The organism is Microtetraspora sp. AC03309, assembly GCF_020826795.1.
GTDB classification, from domain to species: Bacteria; Actinomycetota; Actinomycetes; order Streptosporangiales; family Streptosporangiaceae; genus Microtetraspora; species Microtetraspora glauca.
The window spans coordinates 41,281-67,131 of record NZ_JADDIL010000037.1 but is presented as its reverse complement, the minus strand read 5'-3'; the positions used below and the strand labels follow the sequence as shown (position 1 = coordinate 67,131).

Genomic DNA, 25,851 nt, shown 5'->3' with positions numbered 1-25,851 from the left:
TCGTCAGTCCCGTCGTCTGTCCCGTCATCTGCCCGTCCCCCTACCAGCGTCGCTGGACTTCTTCGGCCCACCCGAACAGGTCGCTGACCTCGATCACCGTGCCGTCGTCGGCGACGACGGCACCGCTGTAGTGCCCGAACGCCTGGTCCTCCCGGCTGCGCATCAGACAGAGCCGCCGCACGTCGGACGAGCGGACGTACTCCGGGGTGAAGACCAGGTCCACCCGCTCGCCGGTGATCCGCCAGGGGGCCATCCAGTCCGAGGTGTCGTAGTGCCAGACCAGCTCCTCGCTGATCTTGTGCAACCGGCCGTCGATGATCAGGCCGTTCTCGACGCTGCCGGTGCCGTCGGTCCACTTGCCGCCGATCTGGACGGCGATCTCGTGGTCGCCCGCGCGGCCGTAACCCGCCCCCCAGTTCCACACGATGTCGCCCGGCCAGCGGCCCCGCCCGAGGTCCTGCGTGGCGCGCGCCTCGTCCGGCGAGAACCGGATCCGCCGCCCGTTGACCACGACGGTGCCCTCCGCGGGCCTGCCCACGTCCTTCACGGTGTACTGGAACCTGCGCGAGGACCAGGGCACCACCACGCTCAGGCTCTCGCGGCCCTCGATCCGGTGCACCAGCAGGTCGGCGTCGAACTCGGGGGAGCGCACCCGCAGCCGGGTGCCCTCGGCGGTCTCGTCCACCGCGATCCGCACGTCGCCCCTGCCGATCCGTACGCTGCCCTCGCCGCCGCGCGGCGAGAACGCGACGCCGCGGCCCGGTACGAGCAGGCTGCGGCTGACCACGTCCCGCTGGGTGGTCCGGTCCAGGTACCACGCGGACTCGCCGGCCAGGTAGTCCAGGCTGGAGGCGCTGAACGCGAAGATGTGCTCGGGCGTGGCGACGCACCAGTAGTCCCAGCGCATCGTGCGGCCCCAGCCGCGGATGTTGGCCCGGTGCAGCGGGGTACGGCTCCAGCCGACGGCCTCGGGGTTGAGCCGCCCGTCGGGGCGGCAGAGATCCACCCGGCGGGTGATCTCACGCTCGGCCACCCTGCGGGGGGAGCCGGTGTTCGCCGGCCTGGCGCTGGCCGTGTTCCCCGTCATCGGCCCAGCCCCACGCTGACGTACTTGTGCTCCACAAAGTCCTCCACTCCGTGATGGCCGCCCTCGCGGCCGTACCCGCTGCCCTTGACCCCGCCGAACGGCCCCTGCGGCGGCGCGAGCGGCGCCCCGTTGATCGAGAGGATCCCGAACCGCAGCGCCTCGCTGACCCGCACCACCCGGGCCAGGTCCCGCGTCCACACGTAGGCCGCCAGGCCGTACGGGGTGGTGTTGGCCCTGGCCACGACGTCGTCCTCGGCGTCCCTGGTGTCCCCGCCGAAGGTGAGCACCGGCGCCAGGGGACCGAACGTCTCCTCCTGGCAGACGAGCATGTCGTCGGTGACGCCGGCCAGGACGGTGGGCGGGTGGAACCGTCCACCGGGCCCGCCACCCGCCTCCCCGCCCGGCTCGCGTGCCGTCACCTGGCGGGCGCCGAGCGCCAGCGCGTCCTCGACGTGCCGCCGCACCTTCGCGACCGCCCGCTCGTTGATCAGCGGGCCCATCGTGACGTCGGCGGCACTTCCGTCGCCCACGACGATCGCGTCGGCCAGCCGGGCCAGCTCGGCGGTGAACTCCTCGGCGACCGACTCGTGCACGTAGATCCGGTTGGGCGAGGTACAGGCCTGGCCGGCGTTCATGAACTTGGCGCGGGCGACCCCGGCGGCCGCCGCCGCCACGTCCGCGTCCGGGAAGACCAACACCGGGGCGTGGCCGCCGAGCTCGACGCTGAGCCGCTTCACGTCGTCCGCGCTCTGCCGGATCAGGTTCTTGCCGACCGCGGTCGAGCCGGTGAACGAGATCTTCCGTACTCGCGGGTCGGCCATGACGACCTCGGAGAACTCCTGCGGCCTGGTCGTGGTGACCAGGTTGAACACGCCCGGCGGGAACCCCGCGTCCGCCAGGCACGCGGCCACCGCGATCGCCGACATCGGCGTCAGCTCGGACGGCTTGAGCACGACCGTGCAGCCCGCGGCCAGCGCCGGGCCGAGCTTGCGGGTGACCATCGACACGGGGAAGTTCCACGGGGTGATGCCCGCGACGACGCCCACCGGCTCCGGCAGCACCATGATCCTGGTGTCCGCGCTGGTGGACGGGATCGTCTCGCCGTACACGCGGCGCGTCTCCTCGGCGGACCACAGGAGGTGGTCGGCTCCCGCGACCACCTCTCCGACGGCCTCGCCCAGCGGCTTGCCCTGCTCGGCCGTCAGCGTCGCGCCGATCTCCGGCGCGCGCTCGGCCAGCAGCGCGGCGGCCCGCCGCATGATCGCGGCGCGCTCGTGGGCGGGCATCGCCCGCCAGCCCGGCAGCGCCGCGGCCGCCGCGTCCACCGCCTCGGCGGTGACGTCCGGGCCGCAGTCGGCCACCTCGGCCACCGTCTCGCCGGTGGCCGGGTTGGTGACCGCGAAGGTTTCCGCGGCCGTGTGCCAGCGCCCTCCGACGAGGGCCTTTCCTGTCGTTGTTCCTGTCTTCATCGATTTCCGTCCATAGCGTGGATCAGGGCGTCCATGGCGGCCATCTCGTGGGCGTGCTGCAGCTCGCTCGCGCGGGCGATGTCCCCGGCGACGAGTGCGTCCCTTATGGCCATGTGCTCGGCGTGGGAGTGCGGCAGCCGCCAGGGGACCAGGCGGAAGCCGCGCTGCGCCGTCTCGGTCTTCGCCCACAGCCCCTGCAGCATGCGGTGCACGATCCGGGACTCCTCCGTGTCGCACAGGAGCGAGTGGTAGCGCCGGTTCAGCCGGGCGAACGCCGCGACGTCGCCGTCCGCGATCGCGCGCGCCGAGGCGGTGAGGACCTCGTCGACCGCGACCAGACGCGCTCCGCTGAGGGGGGCCGCGTGCAGTTCCAGTGCGAGCGAGGTGAGCGCGGCGCGGATGCTGTACAGCTCCCGCACGTTGGCCACCGTGAACTCGGCGACAACGGCGCCGATGTGCGGGCGCTCCACCAGCCACTCTTCCGAGACGAGCTGCTTGATGGCCTCGCGTACGGGGGTGTCGCTGACCCCCACGGCCTCGGCCACCACCCTCGTGATGATCTTCGCCCCGGGAGGCGTCTGGCCCGACATGATCATCTGCTTGATGTGCTCGGCGGCGAGCTCCGCCTTGGTCCGGAACGGCCGGTCCGGCGCGAGGAACGTTTCCGTCATCGTTTGCGACACTCCTCAGACCCGTAGGACGGTCAGCGGTTCGATCACCGCGTGGTCCAGCTCTACACCCAGACCCGGACCCTCCGGAACGGTCACGAAGCCCGTGGAATCAGGCAGAAGCGGCTTGGTGAGCATCACGTGGAACACTTCCGGCACGATCACCGGCGGATCGTACGGATACTCCAGCCAGTCGCAGGTGGGCAGTGAGGCGGAAAGGTGCAGATTGCCCGCCACGCCGAGCCCGGTCGCCCACGCGTGCGGGACGACCCGGCGCTGCCGCGCCGCCGCCATCGCGCCGAAGTCGCGCAGCGCGGCGATGTCCTCGCTCTCGTTGGCGTCCGGCTGATAGATGGTGAAGCAGTCGTCCTCCAGCAGGCGGACCAGCTGGCCGATGCCCCTGTTGTGCTCGCCTCCCGCGATCGGGAGGGGTGACCGCGCCGTCAGCTCGCGCAGCGCCCGGTAGTCGTGCCGGGGCAGCGGTTCCTCCAGCCAGGCGACGCCGAGATCGGCCAGTTCCCTGGCGGTGGTGAGCGCCCGGTCGAAGTCCCACATCAGGCGGCTGCCGTCCGGCCGGTAGCGCCAGCGCGCGGCGGCCTGGTTGGCGTCCACCATGATCGCGATGTCGGGGCCGACGGCCTCGCGGACCGCCGCGACCTGCGCGATGTCCTCGGCCACCGTGTCCGCGTGGACCCGCAGCTTGAGCCCGGTGAAGCCCTCGGACACCACGAGCAGCGCGTCCTCGACCCGCTGCTCCGGGCCGCGTACCTCGCCGAAGCTGGCGTAGGCGCGGATCCGGTCCGTGTGCCCGCCCCACAGCTTGTGGAGCGGACGCCCGCAGGCCTTGCCCACGGCGTCCCAGACGGCCACGCCGACCACCCACGGGCGGGGGAAGACGTACTCCGCGACGTAGCGGAGATGGTTGGCGATGTGCTGGGTGGCGAACAGGTCCATCCCGACCAGCCGGGGCCGGATCCAGCCCCTGATCGTCTCCAGGAGCAGCGGCCCGGTCGAGTGACCCATGTCGCCGCCGGACACGCCGACGACCCCCTCGTCCGTCTCGACCTCGACGATCACCGCCGACATGCTGCGGTGCGCGCCTTCCGGTGCCCAGGAGGGGACGAAGGGACGCGGATAGGGCAGCTCGATGAGCCGTGCCCGAACGTCGCGGATTCTCATCCCTTCGTCGCTCCGTCCGCGAGACCCTTGACGAGGTACTTCTGCACCGCCAGCGCGAAGATCACCACAGGGAGCACGGTGAGCACGCCCACGGCCGCCAGCGGGCCCCACAGGCCGCCGTTCTCGGTGTCGGCCGCGATGCCGGCGATGGCCACGGGGATGGTGACCGCCCTGTCGTTGGTGAGGATCAGCGCGAAGAGCAGTTCCTCCCAGGCGAGGATGATGCAGTAGATCATCGTGGAGATGAGCCCGGGAAGGCTGCACGGCACGATGATGCGGAAGAAGGCGCCGAACCGGCTGCAGCCGTCCAGCATCGCGGCCTCCTCCAGCTCCTTCGGCAGGCCGCGGAAGAACGCCCGCATCAGCCAGACCACGTACGGCACCAGGAACGTCACGTAGGCGAGGATCACGGTGATGTACTGGTCGGTCAGGCCGAGCCGCCGCGCCACCAGGAACATCGGCACGACCAGCGCGATCGGCGGCACCGCGCGGGACGCGAGGATGAGCCCGGCCATGACGCCGGCGCCCCGCATGCGCAGCCGGGTCAGCGCGTACCCGGCCATCGCGCCGGCGACCATCGAGATGATCGCGGAGCCGGCCGCCACGATGACGGTGTTCACCATGCGCGGCAGGATCCGCGCCTGGTGGAAGTAGCTGGTGTAGTTGTCGAAGGTCAGCTCGCTGAACCAGCGCGGCGGCACCGTGAAGATGTCGCGCGGCAGTTTGAACGAGATGCCGGCCATGTAGATCACGGGGAAGAGGAAGACGAGCGTGGCCAGGATCGCCCCGCCGATCGCCGCCGCCCGTCCCAGGCGGCTGCTGCTCACCATCGGTTCTCCAGATAACGGCTCAGGCGGAACAGGAAGAAGGTGATGATCATGGTGATGATCAGCACGATGGTCGCCATGGACGACGCCGACCCGAACTCCAGCCCCCGGAACCCCTTCTCATAGATGTAGAGGTTCACCACGTCGGTCGCCTGTCCGGGACCGCCCTTCGTGGCCGCGAGCGCGATGTCGAACATCTTGACCGCGCCCAGCCAGCGGACGACGAAGGCCGCCGCGATCACGGGGACCAGCAGCGGCAGCGTGACGTGCCGCAGCGTCTGCCACCGCGACGCGCCGTCCGACCTGGCCGCCTCGTACACGTCGGACGGCAGGGCCATGATGCCCGCCGACGCGACCAGGACGATGAACGGCGTCCAGCGCCAGCTGTCGATCAGGATGAGGCTGACCATGGCGAGTGTGGGATCGCTGATCCACTCGATCGGCCCGATCCCCACCAGTCCGAGGGCGTAGTTGACCACGCCCCACAGCGGGTCGAGCAGCATCCGCCAGACGCCGCCCGCGACGACGGGGGCGACCACCATCGGGATCAGGAACAGCGCGCGCAGCACGCCCCGTCCGCGCCATTCCACATTGAGGAGGAACGCGATGGCGAAACCGAGGATGAGCTGCACCGGCAGGGCGATCACCAGGTAGATCCCGGTGACCTTGAGCGACTGCAGGAATCCGGGGTCGTGGATCACCGCCTCGTAGTTCTTCAACCCGATCCAGTCACCCGGCTGGAAGGTCGAGAGGTCGAAGTCGGAGAAGCTCACCCAGACCGTGTAGATGACGGGGTAGAGGAGCATGCCGGCGAGCAGGACGATCGCGGGCGTGAGGAACAGCCACGCCGTGCCCGGCTCACCGAGGCGCACCTTCCGCGCCCGTGGAGGACCCCCGGAGCCCCGGGTGGGGCCGGAGGCCCTCACCCGGGACGACGAGGTGCGGACAGCACTCACTGCTGGTAGCCCTTGGACTTCAGCAGCGCGGAGATGTCGGTGGCCGCCTGGTGGACCGCCTCCTGGGCCGTGGCCTGGCCGGAGATGGCCCGGCTGGTCTGCAGGGCGAGGATCTGCTGCACGGCGTCGGACTCGGGCAGCCGCGGGCGCCACATCTCGCCCTTGGCGATCGCGTCGTAGCCCGCCGAGATCGCGGTGTAGACCGGCTTCAGCCACGGCGCCGGCGGCGTGCCGTTCAGGGTGGAGTTACGCGCGGGGAAGGTGCCCAGGTTCGCGCCGATCCACTGCTCGCCCTCCTTGGAGGTCGTCCACTGCAGGAACGTCCACGCGGCGGCCTGGTGCGTCGACTTCTTCGCCACGCCCGCCGTCCAGATGCCGCGGTGCGCACCGGGGCCGGTGCTGCCGGCCGGCAGCGTGGTGATCCCGACCTCGTCCTCCTTGAGGGTGGTGGTCGTGGTGTCGACGGCCGTGCCCTTGTAGACGCTGCCCCACATGAACATCGTGGCGACCTTGCCCTGGCGGAACGCCTCCAGCGGCTCGTTGAACTGGTACGTGGCCGCACCGGGCGGGGCGTACTTCAGCATGTCGACCTGCGTCTGCAGCGCCTTGACGCCGGTCTCGTTGTCGAACTGGACCTTCAGGTTCTCGTCCAGCAGCTTGCCGCCGTTCGAGTTCAGCGCGGTCTGCCAGATCGTGGGCGTCAGCGGGTCCTTGGTGAAGTAGGTGCCCACCGCCCAGGCGTCGGTCTTGCCGTCGCCGTCGGTGTCCTGGACGAGCTTGGCCGCGTCCTCGAAGTACTGGTCCCAGGTCGTCGCCGTCGTCGGCTCGTCGACCTTGGCCTTCTTGTACAGCGAGCGGTTGTAGAACATCAGCAGCAGGTTCGAGCGGACCGGCACGCCGTACTGGTGGCCGTCCCATTCGCCGGCGGCCAGCGCCGCGGAGTTGATGTCGTCCCAGTCGTAGTTCGCGTCGGCGAACTTCGTGAGGTCGGTCTTCAGGTCGACCAGGCCGCCGGTCTTGGCGAGCTGCGGCATCCAGGGGTCGTCACCGAGCACGATGTCGTACGTGGCGGTGGGGCTGGTCAGCTCCAGCATCGACTTGGCGAGCTGGTCGTTGTACGGCACGCCGTCCACGGTGACCTTGATGTTCGGGTACTTCTTGTTGAACTCGGGGACGAGCTGGTCCTGCCACTGCTTGGCGAAGGCGTCGTTGGCGAGGACCCGGATCGAGACCGGGTTCTGCGCGGTGCCCAGCCCGCCGCCGTCGGCGGCGGGGGCCTCGTCGCCGCCGGACGAGCCGCAGGCGGTGACGGTGAGGCTGAAGACGGCGGCGGCCGCCGCCAGCCGGAGATAACGGCGCATGGCCGGTTCTCCTCTCAAGGGGGTTGTACGGAATTAAGGGGAGTTACATGGAGCAGGGGATGGGGGAGAGACTCAGGCCCAGGGATCGATCGCGAGCTTGACGATGTCCCGGCCGTCGAGGGAGAAGCCGCCGCCGAGCGCGGTGAGCGCTTCGCCCACCCGCTCCAGGGGCACGCGATGGCTGACCACACGGTCGTACGGCCAGCCGCCGCGCTCCAGGATGTGCAGCGCGTCGTGGTACCTGCGCTGCATGTCGGGGCCGGCGCCGTAGACGCCGGCGATGGTGATGTCACGCTTCAGGAGGTCGCTGAAGGGATTGAACGGAACCGTTCCCCGGTCGGTGAAGTTGCCCAGCTCGGCCAGGACGCCGCCGTCGGCCACCAGCCCGATGGCCTCCATGAAGGCGTGCGGCGAACCGCTCGCGCCCACCACGCAGTCGGCGCCCGGCGCGTCCAGCGCGTCGAACACCGCGCGCCGCCGCTCGTCGACGTCGGCCACCTCGGCGATGTCCACCACGGCGTCGGCTCCCAGCGCCTTCGCCAGCTCCAGCCGGGCCCGGGGAGCGCCGACCGCGATGACCCGTGAGGCTCCGGCCGCGCGGGCGGCGACCACGGCCATCAGGCCGATCGCGCCCACGCCCTGCACGACGACGGTCGAGCCGAGGCGGACCCCGCCGCGCTCGATCCCGTGCAGCGCGACCGACATCGGTTCCTGGAGCACCGCGACCTCGGGCCGCAGGTCCGTACGGTAGAACACGGTGCCGGTGTTGGCGGCGTGCAGGTACTCGGCGAACCCGCCCGTCAGGTGGGGCGGGCTCGTCACCGGGGACTTGAAGCCGTAGGAGGGGCGGCGGTCCGGGCAGTTCGCCGGGCGGTGCCGCACCTGGCACTGGTAGCAGTGGCCGCAGCTGGCCGCGGGGAAGACGCCGACGCGGTCGCCGACGGTGACGGGACGGCCGCGGTGGTCGGTCGTCACTCCCTCACCGAGCGCGGCGACGGTGCCGACGATCTCGTGTCCCAGCAGCGCGGGGAAGGCGATGCTGGGCAGGCGTCCCTGGTAGATGTGCGCGTCGGTGCCGCAGACGCCGCACAGCTCCAGCTTGAGCACGAACTCGCCGGGGCCGGGTTCGGGAACCTCGTAGGAGCGGATCTCCACCTCGCCAGCGGCGTCAAGGACGATCGCTGCGCGCGAAGTGGTGCTCATCCGGATCCTCCATATTCTGGATTCTATAGAATATGGAGGAGACCATACGGGTCCCCCGCAATATCGGTCAACCAGGACGTTAGGTCTGTTACCGATATGTTTCGTCCAAAGGTTGCCATGCGCTGACCTGGGGCTCGCACCCGGGAGCGGCCCCTCAGCCCTGCCGCGGAGACCCACCCTCAGACCCGCTTCAGGCCGGCTAGCGCCCGCCTGTCAGGCGGTGCGCGCGCCTGATCGGGAGAGCCGATCGGCCTGGCGGATCGGCTCCGGCAAGCGGTAGGCCGGGGCGAGCCGCAACACGTGCCGGCAGGCGTTGTCCAGCCCGACACGATGCCCCTGGGAGACGAAGACCGGCTTGACCCCGTCGCGGGTACGCAGCGCACGCCCGACCATGTCGCCGCGGTCCACGATCGGCGCCCAGGAGCCGCGCTCCGGAGGGGGATCGCCGTAGGCGCCGACGAACGCCGTCTTGGCCACACCGATCGCGGGCAGGCCGGTCAGTACGCCGACGTGGCAGGCGAGCCCGAACCGCCGCGGGTGGGCCAGGCCGTACCCGTCGCAGACCAGGAGCTCGGGCGTGATCCGGAGCCGTTCCAGCGCGATGAGCAGCGGCGGCAGCTCCCGGAAGGCGAACAGTCCCGGCACGTACGGGAACCGCGCGCGCTCGTGGACGACCGCCTGGTCGACGACCTCGAGCGTGCCCGTGTCGAGGACCACCACGGCCGCCGTGAGCTCGTCGCCCTCGGTCGCGTACGCGACGTCGAGGCCGGCCACGTGCCGGACCGTCTCCGGGCCCGGGTCGTCGAGGTCCACCAGGGGGCGCAGCCGTTCCTGTACGGCCTCTGCCTCGGCGACGCTCCGCGGCCACTCCGCCATGCCCGGACCCTGCTCCATCGGCCGCCTCTCTCGTGCTCGTCCCGGTCCGTCTGGGGTGACGCGCCGTGACGTCGGGGTGGAAGTGTCGGTGCTGCCTGCTATATCGCGATCATGACCACTTCCCCCGCGGTCGCGCCCGAGGGTCTGCCCCGGTTCACCTGGCGGCAGGCCAACGCCCGCGATCTCCACACCAAGGGGCAGCTCGCGAAGCGACGCCACCTGCCGGTCAAGCCGCCGGTCGCGGTCGTCGTCATGGACGGGCGCGAGTTCGAACTCTATCGCGAACGCGACACGATCGATCTCGAGGCCGAACGGTGGAGGTCGATCCGATGGGCCGACGAGATGCTCCGCTCCAACGCCGTCATCCTCGACACCGAGACCACCGGCACCGATCCGAACACCGACCGCGCGGTGCAGATCGGCGTGATCGACATGCGGGGGAACGTGCTGCTCGACACGCTCGTCGACCCGGGCGTCCCCATCCCGGCCGAGGCGTCCGCGATCCACGGGTACCTCGACGCGGACGTCGCCGGGCAGCTCGCGTTCGCGCAGGTCCTGCCGCGGCTCAGCGCGGTGCTCACCGGACCGGACCGGCCGGTCGTGGTCTACAACAGCCGCTACGACGGACGGCTCCTGCGTGCCGAGGTGGCCAGGATCCGCAGCCTGGACTACGCCATGGCCTGGTCGAGCGGCTTCTCCTGGAAGTGCGCGATGACCGTGTACGGCTGGTTCAGAGGCGAGTGGGACGCCCGGCGGTCCGACTGGCGCAGGCACGCCCTGCCGGGCGGCGACCACAGCGCGGTCGGCGACTGCCGCGCCGTGCTGCGGCTCATCGAGTCCATGGCCGAGGCGGTGGACGATCCGCCCTTCGACCCTGATGCCCTCGACGACTGAGCGTGGCACCTCCGATTCCGGGCGGATGCGCACAATCCACTCCGCCGTTCCTCTGCCATGCAGGATGATCTCCGCAGGGGGACGGCGGGCCGACACGATCGGGGGAGACGCGTGCATTCGTACCGGGAGTCGCCGGTGATGGGGGAGTCGTACCGGATCGTGGGCCTGTGGATGCGCGTGCTCCTGCTGGTCACCCTGCTCTGGGGTGCCCTCGTGACCGTCCTGAGCGCCGCTCCCCGGACGCGTGATGTGGCGGACTTCCGGGCGGACCTCCGTGCCGGGCGGGTCACGTATGTGATCTACGAGAGCGGCCATGGGGATGTGCGGGCGATGCGCTGGTCGAACAGCCCGCTGTTCTGGTACTCGATGGAGGACCCATGGGGACAGGACACCGACGACACCTACACGGTGGCGCGTCTGAACGCCGATCTGACCGCCGATCTGGACGCCGCTGAGGCGCGTCCGGTGCTGCGGAAGGCCAAGCTTCGCGACAACGGCGTGCCCGCGTACCCCCACTGGCCGTTCGTGGTGCCGGCGCCGTACGTGAGCTGGACGGTCAAGGTCGCCTGGATCGCCGCGTTCGTCATCATGCTGGGCACGGCCCGGCCCCGGCTGGGCAACCGCTGGGCGTGGTTCTGGCTGTTCACCGTCGGCCAGATCGGCGCCGTCATGTACCTGTTCTCCGAACCCCGGTCGCTGTGGCGCGGGCTCGGACCGCAGGATCCGCCGCCGTCCTCTCTGGGCGGCGGCCGGGGATGCGCCCTCGCCGTCTGCTTCCAGTTCCTCACCCCCGTTGCCGTCATGGGGGTCGGGATCGTGCTCCCCGGCCTGCTCGACGTACTCGCCGGTCCCTGATCCGGGCCCGCCGACGGGTGGGGCGCCCCCGGCGCCGGTGATCGGCATGGAGGGCGCCCCGGGCGGGGAACAGGCCTAGAAGATGATCACGGCGAGGAGCGTCGCGGCCACCAGGCCCGCGACCACCGGGAAGAACGCCTTGCGAGCCAGATCCAGCACGGGGACCCGGGCGAACCCCGCCACCGCGATGAGCGACGACCAGGCGATGAGCACGCCGCCGCCGGACCAGACGCACCCCATCTGGCCGACGGCCGCCAGCGTCGCCGGATCCATCCCCGTGGTCGGGCCGAGCGCGCCGGACAGCGAGCCGGTCAGCGGCAGCCCGGCGAAGCCGGACCCGTCCAGGCCGGTGATCATGCCGATCGCGAGGATCGCGAACGCGATGACGAAGGAGTTCTTCGGAATCCCGCCCTGCGCCGCGTTGACCAGGTCGAACAGCAGGTTCGGCGCCTTCGCGCCCTCCGCGAGTCCCATGATCCGGCCGGCGAAGTTCTCGCTGCCGATGAAGAAGAAGCCCGCGATGGGCAGCACCACACCCATCGCCTTGACCGCGAAGACCAGGCCGTCGACCACATGGTCCGCGCACGTCTCCAGGCTGCGCTTCCCGTCGGTGACGGCGGCCGCGAACAGGAGCAGCACGGCCGCGACCCCGCCGACCAGCGCGGCGGCCTGCCCGCCGATCGTCTCCGGGACCAGGTCGGTGAACTTGCCCAGCAGCATGTAGGCCACCAGCGCGGCGAAGGCGAGCGGTACGAGGATCGCGAAGGCCCTGGACCGTCCGGCGAGGGCCGCGTTCCGGGCGTTCCCCGCGACGCCATCCATGCCGCTTCCTGCGCCGTTTCCTGTGCCGCTTCCTGCACCGCTTCCTGCACCGCTTCCTGCGCCGTTCCCGGCGCCGGGAACGGTCCCGCCGGAACCGGTCCCGCCCGAAGTGGACGCGACGGAGGCGGCCGGGACCGGGGCGACGCCCGCGCCGACGGGTACGGCCGGGCCGCCCTCCCAGGCCAGGAGGCGCTCCAGGCTCGGCGCCGTGATGGTCTTGCGCGTCGTGACGTACGCGAGGACCAAGGCGATCACACCCACGACCAGGGACAGGACCATCGCGCGGTCGGCCACGACCCCGGCGGACACTCCGGCGGCCTTGGCGGACAGGCCCGGCGCGACCTGCATGACATAGTCACTGGACAGCGCCATGCCCTGGCCGGCGATCGCGATGGACAGCGCCGCCCCCAGCGGGGGCAACCCGGCTCGGATCGCCACGGGAAGCAGGATCGCCCCGATCAGCGGCACGGCCGGCGTGGGCCAGAAGAACAGGCTGATGACGTAGGTGACGCCCGCGATGACCCAGTACGAGGTGTGCCCGTCGCGCATCACCATCCGGAACGGCTCGATCATCCTCTGGTCGGCGCCGAGTGCCTTGAGCGCCCCGAGCAGCGCCGTGACCAGCGCGATGATCAGGAAGATGTTGAAGAGCTCCGCGGCGGCGGTGAGGCTGGCCCCGAAGATCGACTGAAGTCCGGTGACGATGTTCCCGGTGAAGGCCCAGGCGGTGAAGAACGTCGCGGCGACGGCGGGGACGACGATGTTCTTCCGCATGATCATGACGACGATGATCACGACTATCCCGGCCAGGTATATCCAGTGAGCGGCACCCAGTTCCATGGCACCTCCCTTTCGGTACGGCGTGCGTACCAGGCAGCGAGTAGATGCACAGAATCTGATTGCTCACCCCCGAACGGACAATGAGAAAACTGCACATTACGCATCGGGTCGTTTGTGCAGCGTGCCAGCGGCGTCCCGGCTCGTCCAGTGTTTCCCGGGGAACACCCTCGAGTGGATCGCGGTCGGTGATTCGCGGCCGGAATCGGCGACCGAAACTCGGGCCGATGCCGATGCCGATGCCGATGCCGATGCCGATGCCGATACAGATACGGATACCGGTGGCCGCGCCCCATGGCCGCAATCCACGGTGAAATCGGCGAACCGACGGCGGAATCGAGCCGCCGATGTGCATCCCGCCCAAGTCCTGGGCCGGATCTCCGGCACTCGTCCCATATCGCGGGGAAAGCCGGCGCGCCGAGACTGGAAACCGTGAGCGCGATACGGAAGGAACGCGAAGATCCCGTCACCCGGCCCCCGATCACGCGGCGCGCGCCCAGCGGGGAGGTGCCCATCTGGGACGCGCCGCCGCGCGGGCCCGTGGTCGCGTCGGGCGGGATGGTCGCCGCCGCCCACCCCGCCGTGAGCCTCGCCGGGGCGCGCGTGCTGGCGGACGGAGGCAACGCGGTCGACGCGGCGCTGGCGATGGCCGCGATGTGCTGGATGACGCTCCCCGGACAGTGCGGCGTGGGCGGTGACGCCTTCGCGCTGGTCCGGTGGCCGGACGGCACGGTCGTCTCCTTCGGCGGCAGCGGCTTCGGACCGGACGGCGGCACCCCCGGCTTCTACCGGGACCGGGGCCTCACCGCGATCCCGCTCGGCGGGCCGCTCGCGGTCGCGGTGCCCGGCGCGGTCGCGGCCCTCGCCGCGCTGCACGCCGCCGGAGCCACCCGGGGCCTGGAGGAGCTGTGGCGCCCCGCCGTCGCCGCCGCCGAGCGCGGGACGCCCTGCACGGCCAGGACGCGGGACGACATCGCCGAACATCGGCACGCCCTCGCACGCGACCCCGGCGCGGCCGCGGTGTTCCTCCCCGGCGGGCGGACGCCGCGCGTGGGCGCGCGGCTCGTCCAGCCGGAGCTGGCCGGGACGCTGCGCCGCCTCGCCGTCGATCCGGCCGACCTGTACGCGGGCGAGCTGGCGGAACGCGCCGTCGCCGCGCTCGCGGACGCCGGAGCGCCCTTCTCCGGGGGCGAGTGGACGTCGTGCGGACGTGCGCTGACCGGCCCGTCGATCACAGGGCGGTACGGAGGGCTCACGGTCCACCAGACCCCGATGCCCACCCCGGGATGGATGGTCCTGCAACAGGCGGCGTTGTGCGACGGCGTGCTCGCCGAGCTGCCCTGGCTGTCCGCGGAGGCCGTGAGCCGGTCGGCGGGCGCCGCCGCGACGGCCTTCGCCGACCGGCTCGCGTACTGCGCCTCGGACGACGACCGCTGGCGCGCGTTGCTCACCCCCGAGTCGCTCGCCGTACGGCGGGCCACTCTGGCCGGGCAGGGGCCGCCGGCCGTGAAGCGGTCCCCGGTGCCGGTGGAAGGTGACACCACCTCCGTGGTGGCGGTCGACGGGAGCGGCACCGCGGTCAGCCTGATCCACTCGCTCGCGTTCACCTTCGGCGCCCGGATCACAGTGCCCGGCACCGGCGTCGTGCTCAACAATCGGCTGGGCCGGGGCGCCTACCTCCTGGACGGGCATCCGAACGAGGTGGCGCCGCGCCGCCGGCCCCTGCACACGCTGAACGCCTGGCTGGTCACGGACGACGGGGGACGGCTGCGCCACATCGGGAACACGCCCGGCGGGGACGGCCAGGTCCAGTGGAACACCCAGCTGATCTCCCACCTGATCGACCACGGCGCCGACCCGGCGCGGGCGGTGGCCGCGCCCCGCTTCACCGTGTTCCCCGGCAGTGACGCCGACGTGCTCGGCCGGGAGCCCGAGTTGCGCTGCGAGTCGCGGCTGGGCGCGGAGACGCTGGCCCGGCTGCGCGGCCTCGGCCACCAGGTACGGGTCCAGGGCCCGTGGGCGGCGGGCGGCAGCGCCCTCGTCGTCTCCATCGACCAGGAATCCGGCGCTCTGCTGGGCGCCGCCGACCCCCGGCAGGACGGAGTGGCCCTCGGTGTCTGAAGTGGTGTCCGGACGCAACCTGATCGGAGGACGGTGGACGCCCGCGCTGTCGGGAGCCGTCTTCACCCGCCGCAACCCCGCGGACAGGGACGACCTGGTCGGGGAGTTCCCCGACTCGTCGGCAGCCGACGTCGCCGAGGCTGTGTCCGCGGTGGCCGACGGGGCCGCCGAATGGGCCGAAGCCGGCGCCGACCGGCGGGCCGAGGTGCTGCGGAGAGCCGCCGACCTCCTGGAGGCACGCAGGGCGGAGCTGACCGTCGAGCTCGTACGCGAAGAGGGCAAGACGCTGGCCGAGGCGTCGGTCGAGACCGCCAGGACCCCGCTCAACCTGCGCTTCCACGCGGGGGAGGCGCACCGGATCTCGGGCCGGTCCTACCCCTCGGACGACGGCGGGCTCGTCTACACCTGGCGCGAGCCGGTGGGCGTCGTCGGCGCGATCACCCCGTGGAACTTCCCGCTCAACATCCCGTCGCGCAAGATCGGCCCGGCACTCGCGGCGGGCAACGGAGTGGTGTTCAAACCCTCGCCGGTCACCCCGCACATGGCCCAGCGGTTGGTCGAGGCGCTCCTCGCCGCGGGCCTGCCGCCCCGCGCGATCGCCCTCGTGCACGGGGGAGCGGAGGCCGGGGCGGCGGTCGCGGCCGATCCGAGGGTGGCCGCGGTGACCTTCACCGGCTCCACCGCCACGGGCCGTGCCGTACACGCCGCGGTGGGACCGTCGCGACGGGCCCAGCTGGAGATGGGCGGCAAGAACCCGGTCGTGGTGCTGCCGGACGCCGACCTGGACCGCGCCGCACGGATCATCGTGAAAGGGGCCTTCGGGCTCAGCGGCCAGGCGTGCACCGGCACCAGCCGGGTGATCGCCGTGGACCCGGTGCACGATCCGCTGCTGGAACGCGTGGTCGCGCTCGTCGAGCGCCTCGTCGTGGGCGACGGCGCGGATCCCGGCGTCGGCATGGGCCCACTCGCCGCCGACTTCCAGCTCGGCAAGGTGCTCGGCTACGTGCGGATCGGCCAGGAGGAGGGGGCGGAACTGGTCACCGGAGGGCGGCGCCTGGGCGGCGGCGGCAGGGAACGCGGCCTCTTCGTCAGCCCCGCTGTCTTCACCGGGCTGCGGCCGGAGATGCGGCTCGCCCGCGAGGAGATCTTCGGACCGGTGCTCGGGTTCCAGCGGGCCGCCGACTTCGAACAGGCCCTGTCACTCGCCGCCGACACCGAGTACGGCCTGGCGTCGGGGATCGTCACCCGCGACCTCGGCCGGGCGCTGGCGTTCGCCCGGCGCAGCCGCTCCGGCGTGGTGAAGGTCAACCAGCCGACGACGGGAATGGCGATGAACGTGCCCTTCGGGGGGCTCAAGGAATCCGGGACGCAAACCTACAAGGAACAGGCCGGGCCGGAGATGATGCTTTTTCACACGCAGGAGAAGAGCGTCTATCTCTCCCCGCCCGACTGATGGTGCAACCCGCACACGGAATACGGCCGGACCTGTGCCGTATGGCCGTACGAAAGGGCCGCGGGAATTCATAGCGTGGAATACGACGAAGGGAGAAGGGAAATGCCGGAACTGCTGTCGCGCGAGGATTTCCGCCAGGCGCTGAAAGACTCGATCAAGGGCCGCCAGGCGAAGGACGCGCCGTTCAGCCTGGCCTGGGCCGAGGGCCGGCTCACGCGCGAGCACTTCGCCCGCTGGGCGGAGAACCACTACCACTACGTCGGTCCGTTCGCCGACTATCTGGCCTGCGTCTACGCCAACACCCCGGACCGGTACACCGGGGCCAAGGACTTCCTCCTCCAGAACATGTACGAGGAGGAGCTGGCCGACATCCGCCACACCGACCTGCTGATCCGGTTCGCCGAGGCGTGCGGGACGACGAGGGAGCGGGTCGAGGACCCGGCCAACATGAACCCCGTCACGCGGGGACTCCAGTCGTGGTGCTACGCGGTCGCCATGCGGGAGGACTTCGTGGTCGCCACGGCGGCGCTCGTCATCGGTCTGGAGTCCCAGGTCCCGAGCATCTATAAGAAGCAGATCGTCCCGCTGCGCGAGGTCTACGGCTTCACCGAGGACGAGATCGAGTTCTTCGACCTGCACATCACCTCGGACGAGGTCCACGGCGAGCGCGGCTTCCAGATCGTGCTCGACCACGCGGACACGCCCGAGCTGCAGCAGCGGTGCCTGCGGATCTGCCGGGTCGGCGCGGAGATGCGGTTCTCCTATACCGACGCCCTGTACAGCCACTACGTCAAGCCCGGTCTCGTCGCGGCGTGATGACCGCGCGCGAATGGGTCGAGGTGGCCGTGCTGCGGGACCTCGCGCGGCGCGGGCGCACGCTCGTGACCGTCGGCGACGAGCAGATCGGGCTCTTCATGATCGACGGAACGGTCTACGCGCTCCGTGACGTGTGCGTGCACAAGCAGCGGTCGCTCACGAAGGGCACGATCCTGCGAGGCCGGGTGATCTGCCCGGGCCACCAGTGGGCCTTCGACCCCGCGACCGGCCGGGCCGACGGGCAGGACAGATGCCAGCCCACCTACGAGGTACGGGTCGAGGACGGCGCGGTCTTCGTGGACCCCCGTCCCCGGACGCTCGCGGCGGAGGAGAACCGGTGATCCGATCCGTCATCGTGGCCGGCGCCGGACAGACCGCCGCGGTCGCCGCGCGGACGCTGCGCCGCAGGGGCTTCGAGGGCGACGTGCTCCTCATCGGCGAGGAGCACGTCGCGCCCTACCAGCGCCCGCCATTGTCGAAGGAATACCTCGCGGGCGAGGAGAGTGGCGGGGACCTGTGCCTCCTGACCGAGAAGTGGTGCGGCGACAACGATGTCGAGCTCCGCCTCGGGACGCGGGTCGCGGCCGTGCGTGGCGCGGAACGCGCGGTGGAGCTGGCCGACGGCTCCGTCCTGCGCGCCGACGCGCTGCTGGTCGCCACCGGAGGACGGCCCCGCCGCCTGCCCGGAGTCGAGGGCGAGCGGGTCAGGTACCTGCGGACCGTGGCCGACGCGGACCGCCTGCGCGCCGACATCCGGCCCGGCGCCCACGTGATCGTCGTCGGCGCCGGGTTCATCGGCTCGGAGGTGGCCTCGACCGCGCTGGCGGGCGGCGCGAGGGTGACCGTGGTCGAGCGGGCCGGGCATCCGCTCGCCCACGTCCTCGGCGCGCGGATGGGCGCGGCGTGCGCGGCGTTGCAGCGGGCGTCCGGCGTCGACTTGCGCACCGGCGAGACCGTGCGCGAGTACGCCGAGTCCGGCGGCCACGCCGCCGTGCTGACCGGCTCCGGGCGGGTGATCGAGGGCGACGTCGTCGTGGTGGGGGTCGGCATGGTTCCCAACGTCGAGCCGCTGGCCGGGTCGGGAATCGAACTCGACGACGGCGTCGTGGTCGACGAGTACTGCCGCACCAGCGTCGAGGGCGTGTACGCCGCCGGGGACGTGGCCCGCCACTATCACCCGCTGTTCGACCAGCGGATCAGGGTGGAGCACTTCGACCACGCCAGCGGTCACGGCATGGCGGCGGCGAAGAACATCCTCGGGCAACGCGTGCCGTACACGTCGCCGCACTGGTTCTGGTCCGACCAGTTCGGCCGGAACCTGCAGTACGCGGGCCACGCGCGGGAGTGGGACGAGATCGTCGTACGCGGCCGGGTGGAGGAGTTCGACTTCGTCGCCTTCTACCTCGACAAGGGCGTGCTGCGTGCCGCGTTCGGCATGGACAGGGGCGGCGAGGTGGCGGTGGCGAGGAGCCTCGTCGCGGCCCGTGCCGTACCCGATCCGGCGGCGCTCCGCGACGAGGACACCGACCTGACCGAACTGCTGTGAGGAGAGAGCCGATGGACTACCAGCGTGTGGCCAGGTCGGGCCAGGTCCCCGACGGAGTCGTGCGGCGGTTCTTCGTGGGCGAGGCCGAGATCGCGGTGGCCCGCTGGGAGGGCCGGGTCTACGCGATGTCGAACTACTGCACCCACCTGGACTGCCTGCTGTCGTCCGGCCACGCCACCGAGGACGGCCTGCTGTGCTCGTGCCACGGCAGCGTCTTCGCGTACGACTCGGGTGAGCCGATCACGCCGCCCGCGACCCGGCCGATTCGCGTGTACCCCGTGAAGGAGGAGGACGGCGAGATCCTGGTACGGCTCCCGCCGGACGCCGCCGCGGACGGCCCCCGCAGGAGGCGCCTGGGCGCGCCGGGCTGACGGCCGCCGGGCCTGACGGACACGGGTTCGGCGGTGCGGAGTTCGGGTGGTGCGGAGTTCGGCGGTGCGGGGCTTGACGGGCGGCGAGGAGGCCGCCCGTCGAACCCGGTCGTCCTACCGATCAGACCGCGAGCACGTCCTCGGCGGGAGGCGAGAGCTCGTCCGACAGCGCCCCGGTCACCGACGCGAGGGTGTCGATGTGGTGGGCGAGCCACACCATGAACTGGGTGTCCGCCGCCCGGATGTCCATGCGCAGCGCCCGCGAGGCCCGGTCGAGCTTGTACAGCATCGTGTTCCGGTGCAGCTTGAGCATCCGGGCCGCGGCGTTCAGGTTGCCCGCCGACTTGATGTAGGCGATGACCACCTGTTCCAGGTCCCCGGTCTGGCTGTGCACCCGGCGTAGCGCCTCCAGGATCTCGCGGGCGAACGCCCGGCCCTCCTGGCTGCCGGCGACCTCCCTCAGCGCGGCGTAGACGCGCAGGTCGTCGTAGCCGCACACGGGCGAGGCGCCGGTGTGCCTGGCCAGCCCCATCGCGACCCGCGCCTCGTAGTAGCTGGCCGCCACCCCGGCCGCGCCGTGCCCGGAACGCCCCGAGGTGACCCGGACGTCGTCCCCCAGGTGTGGGCGCAGCGTGCGGTGCAGTTGCTGGGCGAAGTGCGCGACCGCGTCCTGCTCGGTGAGCGGATCGGCGTGCCCGTCGCCGTCCGAGATCTGCCGGATGACCACGACGAAGGTGCCGACGGCCGCCGCCATCGTCCAGCGGCCCGCCATGGGCTCGACGGCCTGGGCGATCCGCGTCACCGCCGCGGCCCTGCGCTCGTCGCGCCTCCCGGTGGGCAGCAGCGCCGCCGCGGTGACCGCGAGTACGGCGAACCGGCCCGCGACGTCGAAACCGTGATGGCGGGCCCGCGCCTCCAGCTCGTGCGGGTCGGCGAACCTGCCGTGGACGAGTGACTCGACGAAGTCGCCCTTCGCCCGCTCCTCCGCCGCCCGGATCGAGCGCTGGCGCAGCATCTCCGACCCCGTCAGGGTCGCACCGTGCTCGGCGATCACCCGGTGCTGGGCCAGATCGTGCTCGTCGGGCGGGCAGGACGCCTCGATCAGGACCAGCCGGCCGTACAGGTCGCCGCCGACCACGATCGGCGCGATCATCACGTGCGTCACCTCGGAGGAGCTCTCCCGCCGCAGGTCGAGCTCGATCAGGCCGACGGCCGTCTCGAAACCGTCGCGTGGCACCCGCAGCTCGGGCAGCCGCTCCGCCAGCAGGCCGCCGATCTCGCCGGGGTCCGGACCCGGCGAGCCGAACCTGGCGTAGGCGAGCGTCTCCCCGTCGGCGTCCATCACCATCACCGGGCAGCGCGCGAGACCCGCGACGGCCCGCACCATGGCGGGGATGCCCGAACCGCGGGCGAGCACCTCCGCCAGCGCTCGGTGCACCCGCGCGCTGTACTCCAGGACGTGGGACGTCTGGGCGAGCGCCTTCTGCCCCACGAGCCTGCTCACCACGCGGTAATCGGCCTCTACGCACAGGAGGAGCAGCGGGAGCCGCGCCTCGTCCGCCGCCCTCGCGGCCCCGGCCAGCTCGGGGAGCGGACCTGGACCCTCCGGCGGCGGCCAGGCCAGCAGCGCCGCCGCGCCGCGCAGGTCCAGCTCGGCCACCAGCCGGCCCGGTTCCTCCGCCCCGGCCAGCGCCGTGGTCGGCAGGTGGACGGCGACGCCGGAGAGGTCGCGGGGCAGCGTGGCGCCGTCCGCGACGGCGGGGAGTCGCACCTCCGACAGGGGCAGGCACCAGGAGACGGTACGGCCCAGCCCCGCCTCACCGCCGAGCAGGCGCCCGCGCAGCGGCGGTTCCGCCAGGAGCGCCCTGATCGGGACGCGTCCGTCGCCGTCGCCGTCGATGCAGTGGTAGCGGTCAGTGTCGCCAGTGTCGCCAGTGTCGCCAGTGTCGCCGGTGCCGTCGATGCGCTGCTGCGGATGTGCCATGTGCTCAATTCCCGTCCCGCTGGTTCGGCAGTTTGTACGTTGCCCGGGGTCAGGCTCTCTCCGAGACTGACGGGTGGGACCGATGCCGTCCACGGCGGGAGGAGCTCTTCTCAGTCTGGGTTTTCGCCGTCTTTTCAGCAATAGCCGGGGATAGTGGGCGACAGCCGACTCCGGGGGGCGCGGGATGCCGCGTTCGGCGTGCGTTCACGGGGTCCGGTCGTGCCACCACCGGAGGAAATGTGCACCTTGTCTATCGGTTGACTCTTGAGGACGCCCTGGTCATGCTGACGGCCGCCGAGGAGGAGGCCCGGCGGATCGGCGTCAGGGAGACCATCTGCGTCGCCGACGACGGCGCTCATCCGATCGCCCTGCACCGGATGACCGGGGCCAGGCTCACCGGCGTCGAGATCGCCATCGCGAAGGCGTTCACCGCCGCGGGACACCAGCGGGACACCCACAGGTTCAACGAGCCCCCGGACGGCCCTGCCCTGCCCGGCAACGAGGCGTTCGGCATCGCCCACATGCACCCGGGGAGGTTCGCCGTCTTCGTGGGCGGGTTCCCGATCGTCCACGAGGGCCAGGTGGTCGGCGCGGTCGGCGTCAGCGGCGGGAACGGCGCGCAGGACAAGGCGGTCGGCGCCGCCGCCCTGCGCGCGTTCAGGGAGAAGGTCGCCGGCACCGCCCCGTGACCGCCGGGCGCGGCGGTCACGGGACTGCGCCGACGTGAACCGGCTGGTTAGACGCCGAACGGCGCCGCGTACACGATGGTGCCGCTCGGCACCGGCGGCGTGCCGTCGAACACCAGCGCCATCATCGCCTCGTCGGGCACGTCGAAGGACGGGTGGATCCCGTACGTCGAGGCCGGGGTGAACCCGAAGCGCGGATAGTACTCGGGGTGGCCGAGCACCAGGACGAGGTTCTCGCCCATGGCGCGGGCCGCCGCCAGACCGGCGCGGATCGCGGCCGAGCCGACGCCCCGTCTCTGGTACGCGGGCAGCACGGCGCACGGTCCCAGCGCGAGGGCCGGGGTGTCGTGGACCTGGGAGCCGGAACCGGAGCGGACGTGGCAGCGGGTGAGCAGCGAGTAGCCCGCGACGGTGCCGTCGGTGTCCTCGGCCACGATGGAGAGGCCGGGCAGCCATGCGGCGTCGGCGCGCAGCGCCTCGACCAGGTCGGCCTCCAACGGGGTGGGGAAGGCGCCGAGGGTGACCGCGCGGATCGCCGCGGCGTCCTGATCGGTCTCGGGGCGGGTGGTCCAGATGCCGGAAGAAGAATCGGTGAACACCAGTGTGAAACCCTTTGTCATGAGGGCCCCGGCGATGTGGAAGAGATCAGCCGAGGGCCGGGAACGTGAGGATGGACCGGAAGCCGCGCGTGGCAGCCGTCATCACGGTCATCAACCTCACCTCCCTCAAGGGGTCGGAAACCGGCGGATCCGCCGGGCGGAACGCGCTTCTCGTGCCGATGAACGTAGCACAGCCGTCCGGCCCGGCACATGGAACGCGGGGCTATGCGGCTCCATGGCCGTTGGCGGAGTTGGCGGCGGCGATCACCCGCATGAGCGACTCGTGCAGGTGCTGGAGCTCGTCCAGCCCCATGCCGAGCCGCGCCACGATGGCCGGGGGGATCTTCTCCGCCTCGGCCCGCAGGTCCTTGCCGGCCGCGGTGAGGACGACCGCGAGCGCGCGCTCGTCGTTCGTGTCCCGCTCGCGGCGGACGAGCCCGCCCGCCTCCAGGCGCTTGAGCAAGGGGGAGAGGGTGCCGGGATCGAGCTGGAGCATCCGGCTGAGGTCCTTCACCGCCAGGGGCGCGTGCTCCCAGAGGGCCAACATGACGAGGTACTGCGGGTGGGTCAGGCCCATGGGTTCCAGGAGCGGCCGGTAGACCGCGATGACGTTCCGGGAGGCGACGGACAGGGCGAAGCACACCTGCCGCTCCAGGGACAGCGGGTCCGGAATGTCGGCGAAGTCACTCACATGCACCTCCGTATCGGCGTGCTATAAAAGTTAGTATACAAATGGTTTGTGCACCAATTAATCGTGACGTCGTGAGCCCTCCTCCCGCACGCGGGACGAGTCACCGGACCGGAGGTAAGGTCGTGGCCCCTTTGAGACGGAAGAGCCTCGAAGAGCGGATCGCCGAGCGCCAGGCGCAGCGGCCGGCCCTGGTCGGCAAGGGCAAGCATTTCGAACATGGGCCCGCCAAGTTCATCTTCATCTTCCTGATCGTGTTCATCGTCCTGGGCCACCTGCTCGGGCTCGTCCTGCTGATGTGGCTGGACATCACCTGAGCCGCGTCGTCGCCGACCTCACCCGGACAGCCGGGCCAGCAGGCCGGGGACGGCCTGGCCGATCGGGTCGCGTACGACCTCGGCGGCCAACTCGTCGTACGGCGTGGGCTCGCCGTTGACGATGACCAGACGGGCGCCCGACTCGACCGCGATGCGGGCGAGCGAGGCGGCGGGCTGGACCTGCAGCGAGGTGCCGATCGTGACGAACACCGCACTGCGCTCGGCCGCGTCGATCGCCTCGGTGACGGTGTGCGGGTCGAGCGACTCGCCGAACATCACGGTCGAGGTCTTGAGCGTCCCGCCGCACTCCCGGCAGGCGGGGTCCGGCTCGCCCGCGTCGATCCGGTCCAGAGCCTCGCGCAGGGTGGATCGGGCGGCGCAGCCGACGCAGACGACGCCGAACATGTTGCCGTGCAGCTCCAGCACCCGTCCGGGGGAGGAGCCCGCCTTCTGGTGCAGGCCGTCGACGTTCTGCGTGATGAGCCGATCCAGGCTCCCCGCCCGCTCCAGCTCCACGAGCGCCAGGTGCGCCGGATTGGGCTTGGCCGTCCAGGCGGGGCTGTCCCGCCGGAACCGCCAGGAGCGGGCGCGGATCGCGGGGTCGGCCAGGTAGTAGTCGAGCGTGACGAGTCGCTGATAGTCGGGATCGGCCCGCCACAACCCGCTCGGCCCCCGATAGTCGGGGATGCCGGACTCGGTGGAGATGCCCGCCCCGGTCATGACAGTGATCATCGCGGCTCCTCGCCCCGGCCGCGCACCCGTACCGGCCTCGCCGAGATGGAGCCGGGGCCGCGGCTGATCGGAAGATCGTGCCACGCCGTGGGCCGGGACGCGACGTGACGCCGTCCCGGGCGGCCCGGCGCGCGGCTCAGTTGTGCAGGGACATGGCCTTGAGGACCTTGTCGACGTCGTTCCTGCGGCCGTGGACGGCGAGCCCCACGAGCCGCAGCTCGGCGGCCTCCCGGACCGCCGCGCGGTTGTCGTCGTCGTTGCCGGTCTTGAACATCTCCTCGGTGTAGACGGCCGTACTGACGTCCCGGGAGAGCGCCCGCGTGTGCGCCTGGGCGAGTTGCTCCTGGGTCGCCGCGAAGACCAGCACCGGCTGGCGGAACAGCGGCAGGTAACGGTTCCCCTCCCCGTCCTCGTACGGCAGGCCCGTCATGTCGTCGGCGGCCACCGCGATCCCGCCGGCGAGGAAGGCGGTCACGTTGAGCTTCTGCCACGCGGCGAGGTCGGAGCGTACGGCGATGCCGATCTTGGTGTCGAAACGCATGGGGCGATGCTGCCCGGGTCCGGCGGCCGCGGTCTTGAACGCTGGTGCGACGCGCACAATGGAGTGTGGCGACTCGACGGGTTCAAGGGGAGCGGATGCAGAGGGAGCGGACACAAGGCGAGTGGACGCGGTACCGGCGATCGCCGGATCACCCGGTCGAGGCGATGCACGCCCATTTCGAGCGGCACGTCTACCACCGCCACAGCCACGAGACGTACTCCTTCGGCGTGACCGACGAGGGCGCGCAGTCCTTCACCTGCCGAGGGGCGGGCTACACCAGCGCGGCAGGGATGGTCATGGCGTTCAACCCCGACGATCCGCACGACGGGCACGCCTCCGGCGGCACGGGGTTCACCTACCGCATGATCCACATCGGCCCCGGTCTCATCCGCGACACGCTCGGCGACGCGTTCGGGCGCCCCGCGGGGCTGCCCCTGTTCCGCGATCCGGTGGTGTCCGATCCCGTGCTCGCCCGCGCGCTGCGCCAGGCCGCCCGTGCCCTCCTCGACGGCGCGGAGCCGCTCCGCTGGGAGGAGTCGCTGGCCCGGGCCGTTCTGTCCGCCGCGCGCCGGACGGGCGGGGTCACCTGGTCGCCGCCCCGGCTCACGGGCTCGCGCGACGTCGCGGAACGCGCCCGCCGGGTCCTGGCCGAGTCCTACCGTACGGACATCGGCGCGGCCGAACTCGCCGCGGCGGCCGGGGGCAGCAGGTTCGCCGTCTACCGCGCGTTCCTGTCGGCGTACGGCATGGCGCCCAGCGACTACCAGCGTCAGCTGCGGATGCGGGAGGCCAGGCGGCTGCTCGCCGGTGGACGGACGGTCGCCGAGACGGCCGCCGAGGTCGGGTTCGCCGACCAGAGCCACCTCACCCGCTGGTTCGTGCGCTGCTTCGGGATCACGCCGGGGCGCTACCGGGCGGCGCTGATCCCGGCCAAGGCGAAGTCTCCTACTTTCTCGTGACATC

Annotated in this window: 26 protein-coding genes; 11 read left to right on the top strand and 15 right to left on the bottom strand. The window is 71.6% G+C overall.

What is annotated here, in order from left to right; translation table 11 throughout:
* Positions 1–40: 40 nt before the first annotated feature.
* The 9 genes from IMZ11_RS22420 to nfi all read right to left on the bottom strand — a co-directional run bounded on the left by IMZ11_RS22420 (position 41) and on the right by nfi (position 9,626).
* Entirely contained in the window at positions 41–1,087 is a 1,047-nt protein-coding gene (locus IMZ11_RS22420) for a DUF2804 domain-containing protein (RefSeq protein WP_228644308.1), read from the bottom strand.
* Positions 1,084–2,556 (bottom strand): NAD-dependent succinate-semialdehyde dehydrogenase, encoded by a 1,473-nt coding sequence (locus IMZ11_RS22415; RefSeq protein ID WP_228644307.1) that lies wholly within the window; start codon positions 2,554–2,556, stop codon positions 1,084–1,086. Before IMZ11_RS22415 ends, IMZ11_RS22420 begins: the two co-directional genes overlap by 4 nt.
* Positions 2,553–3,227: a GntR family transcriptional regulator gene (locus IMZ11_RS22410; protein ID WP_228644306.1), complete on the bottom strand. Its 675-nt coding sequence runs from the start codon at positions 3,225–3,227 to the stop codon at positions 2,553–2,555. Before IMZ11_RS22410 ends, IMZ11_RS22415 begins: the two co-directional genes overlap by 4 nt.
* Before the next feature lie 15 nt (positions 3,228–3,242).
* Complete coding sequence (locus IMZ11_RS22405) at positions 3,243–4,403, bottom strand: mandelate racemase/muconate lactonizing enzyme family protein (protein WP_061261166.1); 1,161 nt, start codon at positions 4,401–4,403, stop codon at positions 3,243–3,245.
* A complete protein-coding gene (locus IMZ11_RS22400; protein WP_228644305.1) occupies positions 4,400–5,233 on the bottom strand; it encodes a carbohydrate ABC transporter permease in 834 nt (277 codons plus the stop codon). Before IMZ11_RS22400 ends, IMZ11_RS22405 begins: the two co-directional genes overlap by 4 nt.
* Positions 5,227–6,102 carry a carbohydrate ABC transporter permease gene (locus IMZ11_RS22395; RefSeq protein WP_228644304.1) on the bottom strand — a complete coding sequence of 292 codons (876 nt, stop codon included), beginning with the start codon at positions 6,100–6,102 and terminating at the stop codon, positions 5,227–5,229. Before IMZ11_RS22395 ends, IMZ11_RS22400 begins: the two co-directional genes overlap by 7 nt.
* Before the next feature lie 80 nt (positions 6,103–6,182).
* On the bottom strand, positions 6,183–7,547 hold the full coding sequence (locus IMZ11_RS22390; RefSeq protein WP_228644303.1) for an ABC transporter substrate-binding protein: 1,365 nt from the start codon (positions 7,545–7,547) through the stop codon (positions 6,183–6,185).
* A 72-nt stretch (positions 7,548–7,619) separates the two neighbouring features.
* Positions 7,620–8,750: a zinc-binding dehydrogenase gene (locus IMZ11_RS22385; RefSeq protein WP_228644302.1), complete on the bottom strand. Its 1,131-nt coding sequence runs from the start codon at positions 8,748–8,750 to the stop codon at positions 7,620–7,622.
* 213 nt (positions 8,751–8,963) lie between these two features.
* A complete protein-coding gene (gene nfi, locus IMZ11_RS22380; protein WP_228644301.1) occupies positions 8,964–9,626 on the bottom strand; it encodes a deoxyribonuclease V in 663 nt (220 codons plus the stop codon).
* 111 nt (positions 9,627–9,737) lie between these two features.
* Here nfi and IMZ11_RS22375 point away from each other — a divergent pair, with 111 nt between their 5' ends.
* Both IMZ11_RS22375 and IMZ11_RS22370 read left to right on the top strand, forming a co-directional pair.
* Positions 9,738–10,520 (top strand): 3'-5' exonuclease, encoded by a 783-nt coding sequence (locus tag IMZ11_RS22375; RefSeq protein WP_228644300.1) that lies wholly within the window; start codon positions 9,738–9,740, stop codon positions 10,518–10,520.
* A gap of 111 nt (positions 10,521–10,631) precedes the next feature.
* The gene (locus IMZ11_RS22370; protein WP_228644299.1) at positions 10,632–11,375 is read left to right on the top strand and encodes a hypothetical protein; all 744 of its coding nucleotides are present in this window, start codon (positions 10,632–10,634) and stop codon (positions 11,373–11,375) included.
* Between the two features lie 75 nt (positions 11,376–11,450).
* Here the strand turns inward: IMZ11_RS22370 and IMZ11_RS22365 are convergent, their stop codons facing one another.
* On the bottom strand, positions 11,451–13,037 hold the full coding sequence (locus tag IMZ11_RS22365; protein WP_228644298.1) for a hypothetical protein: 1,587 nt from the start codon (positions 13,035–13,037) through the stop codon (positions 11,451–11,453).
* 429 nt (positions 13,038–13,466) lie between these two features.
* On the opposite strand from IMZ11_RS22365, the gene IMZ11_RS22360 reads away from it, so the two are divergent.
* The 6 genes from IMZ11_RS22360 (at position 13,467) to IMZ11_RS22335 (ending at position 19,341) form a co-directional block, all read left to right on the top strand.
* Positions 13,467–15,155, top strand: a complete 1,689-nt coding sequence (locus IMZ11_RS22360) for a gamma-glutamyltransferase (RefSeq protein WP_228644297.1) — start codon at positions 13,467–13,469, stop codon at positions 15,153–15,155.
* Complete coding sequence (locus tag IMZ11_RS22355) at positions 15,148–16,608, top strand: aldehyde dehydrogenase family protein (protein ID WP_228644296.1); 1,461 nt, start codon at positions 15,148–15,150, stop codon at positions 16,606–16,608. The genes IMZ11_RS22360 and IMZ11_RS22355 overlap by 8 nt, the downstream gene beginning before the upstream one ends.
* A gap of 102 nt (positions 16,609–16,710) precedes the next feature.
* The gene (locus tag IMZ11_RS22350; RefSeq protein WP_061261176.1) at positions 16,711–17,424 is read left to right on the top strand and encodes a TenA family transcriptional regulator; all 714 of its coding nucleotides are present in this window, start codon (positions 16,711–16,713) and stop codon (positions 17,422–17,424) included.
* Complete coding sequence (locus tag IMZ11_RS22345) at positions 17,424–17,765, top strand: Rieske 2Fe-2S domain-containing protein (RefSeq protein ID WP_228644326.1); 342 nt, start codon at positions 17,424–17,426, stop codon at positions 17,763–17,765. The genes IMZ11_RS22350 and IMZ11_RS22345 overlap by 1 nt, the downstream gene beginning before the upstream one ends.
* On the top strand, positions 17,762–18,970 hold the full coding sequence (locus tag IMZ11_RS22340; protein ID WP_228644295.1) for an FAD-dependent oxidoreductase: 1,209 nt from the start codon (positions 17,762–17,764) through the stop codon (positions 18,968–18,970). Before IMZ11_RS22345 ends, IMZ11_RS22340 begins: the two co-directional genes overlap by 4 nt.
* Before the next feature lie 11 nt (positions 18,971–18,981).
* Positions 18,982–19,341 (top strand): Rieske 2Fe-2S domain-containing protein, encoded by a 360-nt coding sequence (locus tag IMZ11_RS22335; RefSeq protein WP_228644294.1) that lies wholly within the window; start codon positions 18,982–18,984, stop codon positions 19,339–19,341.
* Between the two features lie 121 nt (positions 19,342–19,462).
* On the opposite strand, the gene IMZ11_RS22330 is transcribed toward IMZ11_RS22335, so the two are convergent.
* Positions 19,463–21,325 carry a CdaR family transcriptional regulator gene (locus tag IMZ11_RS22330; protein WP_228644293.1) on the bottom strand — a complete coding sequence of 621 codons (1,863 nt, stop codon included), beginning with the start codon at positions 21,323–21,325 and terminating at the stop codon, positions 19,463–19,465.
* Positions 21,326–21,564: 239 nt separating this feature from the next.
* Here IMZ11_RS22330 and IMZ11_RS22325 point away from each other — a divergent pair, with 239 nt between their 5' ends.
* Positions 21,565–22,014, top strand: coding sequence for a heme-binding protein (locus IMZ11_RS22325; protein WP_061261181.1), 450 nt, complete (start codon positions 21,565–21,567; stop codon positions 22,012–22,014).
* Positions 22,015–22,061: 47 nt separating this feature from the next.
* On the opposite strand, the gene IMZ11_RS22320 is transcribed toward IMZ11_RS22325, so the two are convergent.
* Together IMZ11_RS22320 and IMZ11_RS22315 are read right to left on the bottom strand one after the other, a co-directional pair.
* Positions 22,062–22,631: a GNAT family N-acetyltransferase gene (locus tag IMZ11_RS22320; RefSeq protein WP_228644292.1), complete on the bottom strand. Its 570-nt coding sequence runs from the start codon at positions 22,629–22,631 to the stop codon at positions 22,062–22,064.
* Positions 22,632–22,833: 202 nt separating this feature from the next.
* Positions 22,834–23,307 (bottom strand): MarR family winged helix-turn-helix transcriptional regulator, encoded by a 474-nt coding sequence (locus IMZ11_RS22315; protein WP_374462539.1) that lies wholly within the window; start codon positions 23,305–23,307, stop codon positions 22,834–22,836.
* 125 nt (positions 23,308–23,432) lie between these two features.
* Between IMZ11_RS22315 and IMZ11_RS22310 the strand changes: the two genes are divergently transcribed.
* On the top strand, positions 23,433–23,615 hold the full coding sequence (locus IMZ11_RS22310; RefSeq protein ID WP_228644291.1) for a hypothetical protein: 183 nt from the start codon (positions 23,433–23,435) through the stop codon (positions 23,613–23,615).
* A gap of 18 nt (positions 23,616–23,633) precedes the next feature.
* On the opposite strand, the gene IMZ11_RS22305 is transcribed toward IMZ11_RS22310, so the two are convergent.
* Positions 23,634–24,347 carry a Sir2 family NAD-dependent protein deacetylase gene (locus tag IMZ11_RS22305; protein WP_228644290.1) on the bottom strand — a complete coding sequence of 238 codons (714 nt, stop codon included), beginning with the start codon at positions 24,345–24,347 and terminating at the stop codon, positions 23,634–23,636.
* 136 nt (positions 24,348–24,483) lie between these two features.
* Complete coding sequence (locus tag IMZ11_RS22300; protein ID WP_228644289.1) at positions 24,484–24,888, bottom strand: DUF2000 domain-containing protein; 405 nt, start codon at positions 24,886–24,888, stop codon at positions 24,484–24,486.
* Between the two features lie 95 nt (positions 24,889–24,983).
* On the opposite strand from IMZ11_RS22300, the gene IMZ11_RS22295 reads away from it, so the two are divergent.
* Positions 24,984–25,847 (top strand): AraC family transcriptional regulator, encoded by an 864-nt coding sequence (locus tag IMZ11_RS22295; RefSeq protein WP_228644288.1) that lies wholly within the window; start codon positions 24,984–24,986, stop codon positions 25,845–25,847.
* Positions 25,848–25,851 lie beyond the last annotated feature (4 nt).

Bases quoted from the DNA above. Each gene is read 5' to 3' on its own strand.
- IMZ11_RS22330 (WP_228644293.1), bottom strand. From the start codon at position 21,325: ATGGCACATCCGCAGCAGCGCATCGACGGCACCGGCGACACTGGCGAC.
- IMZ11_RS22305 (WP_228644290.1), bottom strand. From the start codon at position 24,347: ATGATCACTGTCATGACCGGGGCGGGCATCTCCACCGAGTCCGGCATC.
- IMZ11_RS22365 (WP_228644298.1), bottom strand. From the start codon at position 13,037: ATGGAACTGGGTGCCGCTCACTGGATATACCTGGCCGGGATAGTCGTG.
- IMZ11_RS22390 (WP_228644303.1), bottom strand. From the start codon at position 7,547: ATGCGCCGTTATCTCCGGCTGGCGGCGGCCGCCGCCGTCTTCAGCCTC.
- IMZ11_RS22385 (WP_228644302.1), bottom strand. From the start codon at position 8,750: ATGAGCACCACTTCGCGCGCAGCGATCGTCCTTGACGCCGCTGGCGAG.
- IMZ11_RS22375 (WP_228644300.1), top strand. From the start codon at position 9,738: ATGACCACTTCCCCCGCGGTCGCGCCCGAGGGTCTGCCCCGGTTCACC.
- IMZ11_RS22295 (WP_228644288.1), top strand. From the start codon at position 24,984: ATGCAGAGGGAGCGGACACAAGGCGAGTGGACGCGGTACCGGCGATCG.
- IMZ11_RS22410 (WP_228644306.1), bottom strand. From the start codon at position 3,227: ATGACGGAAACGTTCCTCGCGCCGGACCGGCCGTTCCGGACCAAGGCG.
- IMZ11_RS22350 (WP_061261176.1), top strand. From the start codon at position 16,711: ATGCCGGAACTGCTGTCGCGCGAGGATTTCCGCCAGGCGCTGAAAGAC.
- IMZ11_RS22400 (WP_228644305.1), bottom strand. From the start codon at position 5,233: ATGGTGAGCAGCAGCCGCCTGGGACGGGCGGCGGCGATCGGCGGGGCG.
- IMZ11_RS22335 (WP_228644294.1), top strand. From the start codon at position 18,982: ATGGACTACCAGCGTGTGGCCAGGTCGGGCCAGGTCCCCGACGGAGTC.
- IMZ11_RS22345 (WP_228644326.1), top strand. From the start codon at position 17,424: ATGACCGCGCGCGAATGGGTCGAGGTGGCCGTGCTGCGGGACCTCGCG.
- IMZ11_RS22300 (WP_228644289.1), bottom strand. From the start codon at position 24,888: ATGCGTTTCGACACCAAGATCGGCATCGCCGTACGCTCCGACCTCGCC.
- IMZ11_RS22415 (WP_228644307.1), bottom strand. From the start codon at position 2,556: ATGAAGACAGGAACAACGACAGGAAAGGCCCTCGTCGGAGGGCGCTGG.
- IMZ11_RS22320 (WP_228644292.1), bottom strand. From the start codon at position 22,631: ATGACAAAGGGTTTCACACTGGTGTTCACCGATTCTTCTTCCGGCATC.
- IMZ11_RS22420 (WP_228644308.1), bottom strand. From the start codon at position 1,087: ATGACGGGGAACACGGCCAGCGCCAGGCCGGCGAACACCGGCTCCCCC.
- nfi (WP_228644301.1), bottom strand. From the start codon at position 9,626: ATGGCGGAGTGGCCGCGGAGCGTCGCCGAGGCAGAGGCCGTACAGGAA.
- IMZ11_RS22405 (WP_061261166.1), bottom strand. From the start codon at position 4,403: ATGAGAATCCGCGACGTTCGGGCACGGCTCATCGAGCTGCCCTATCCG.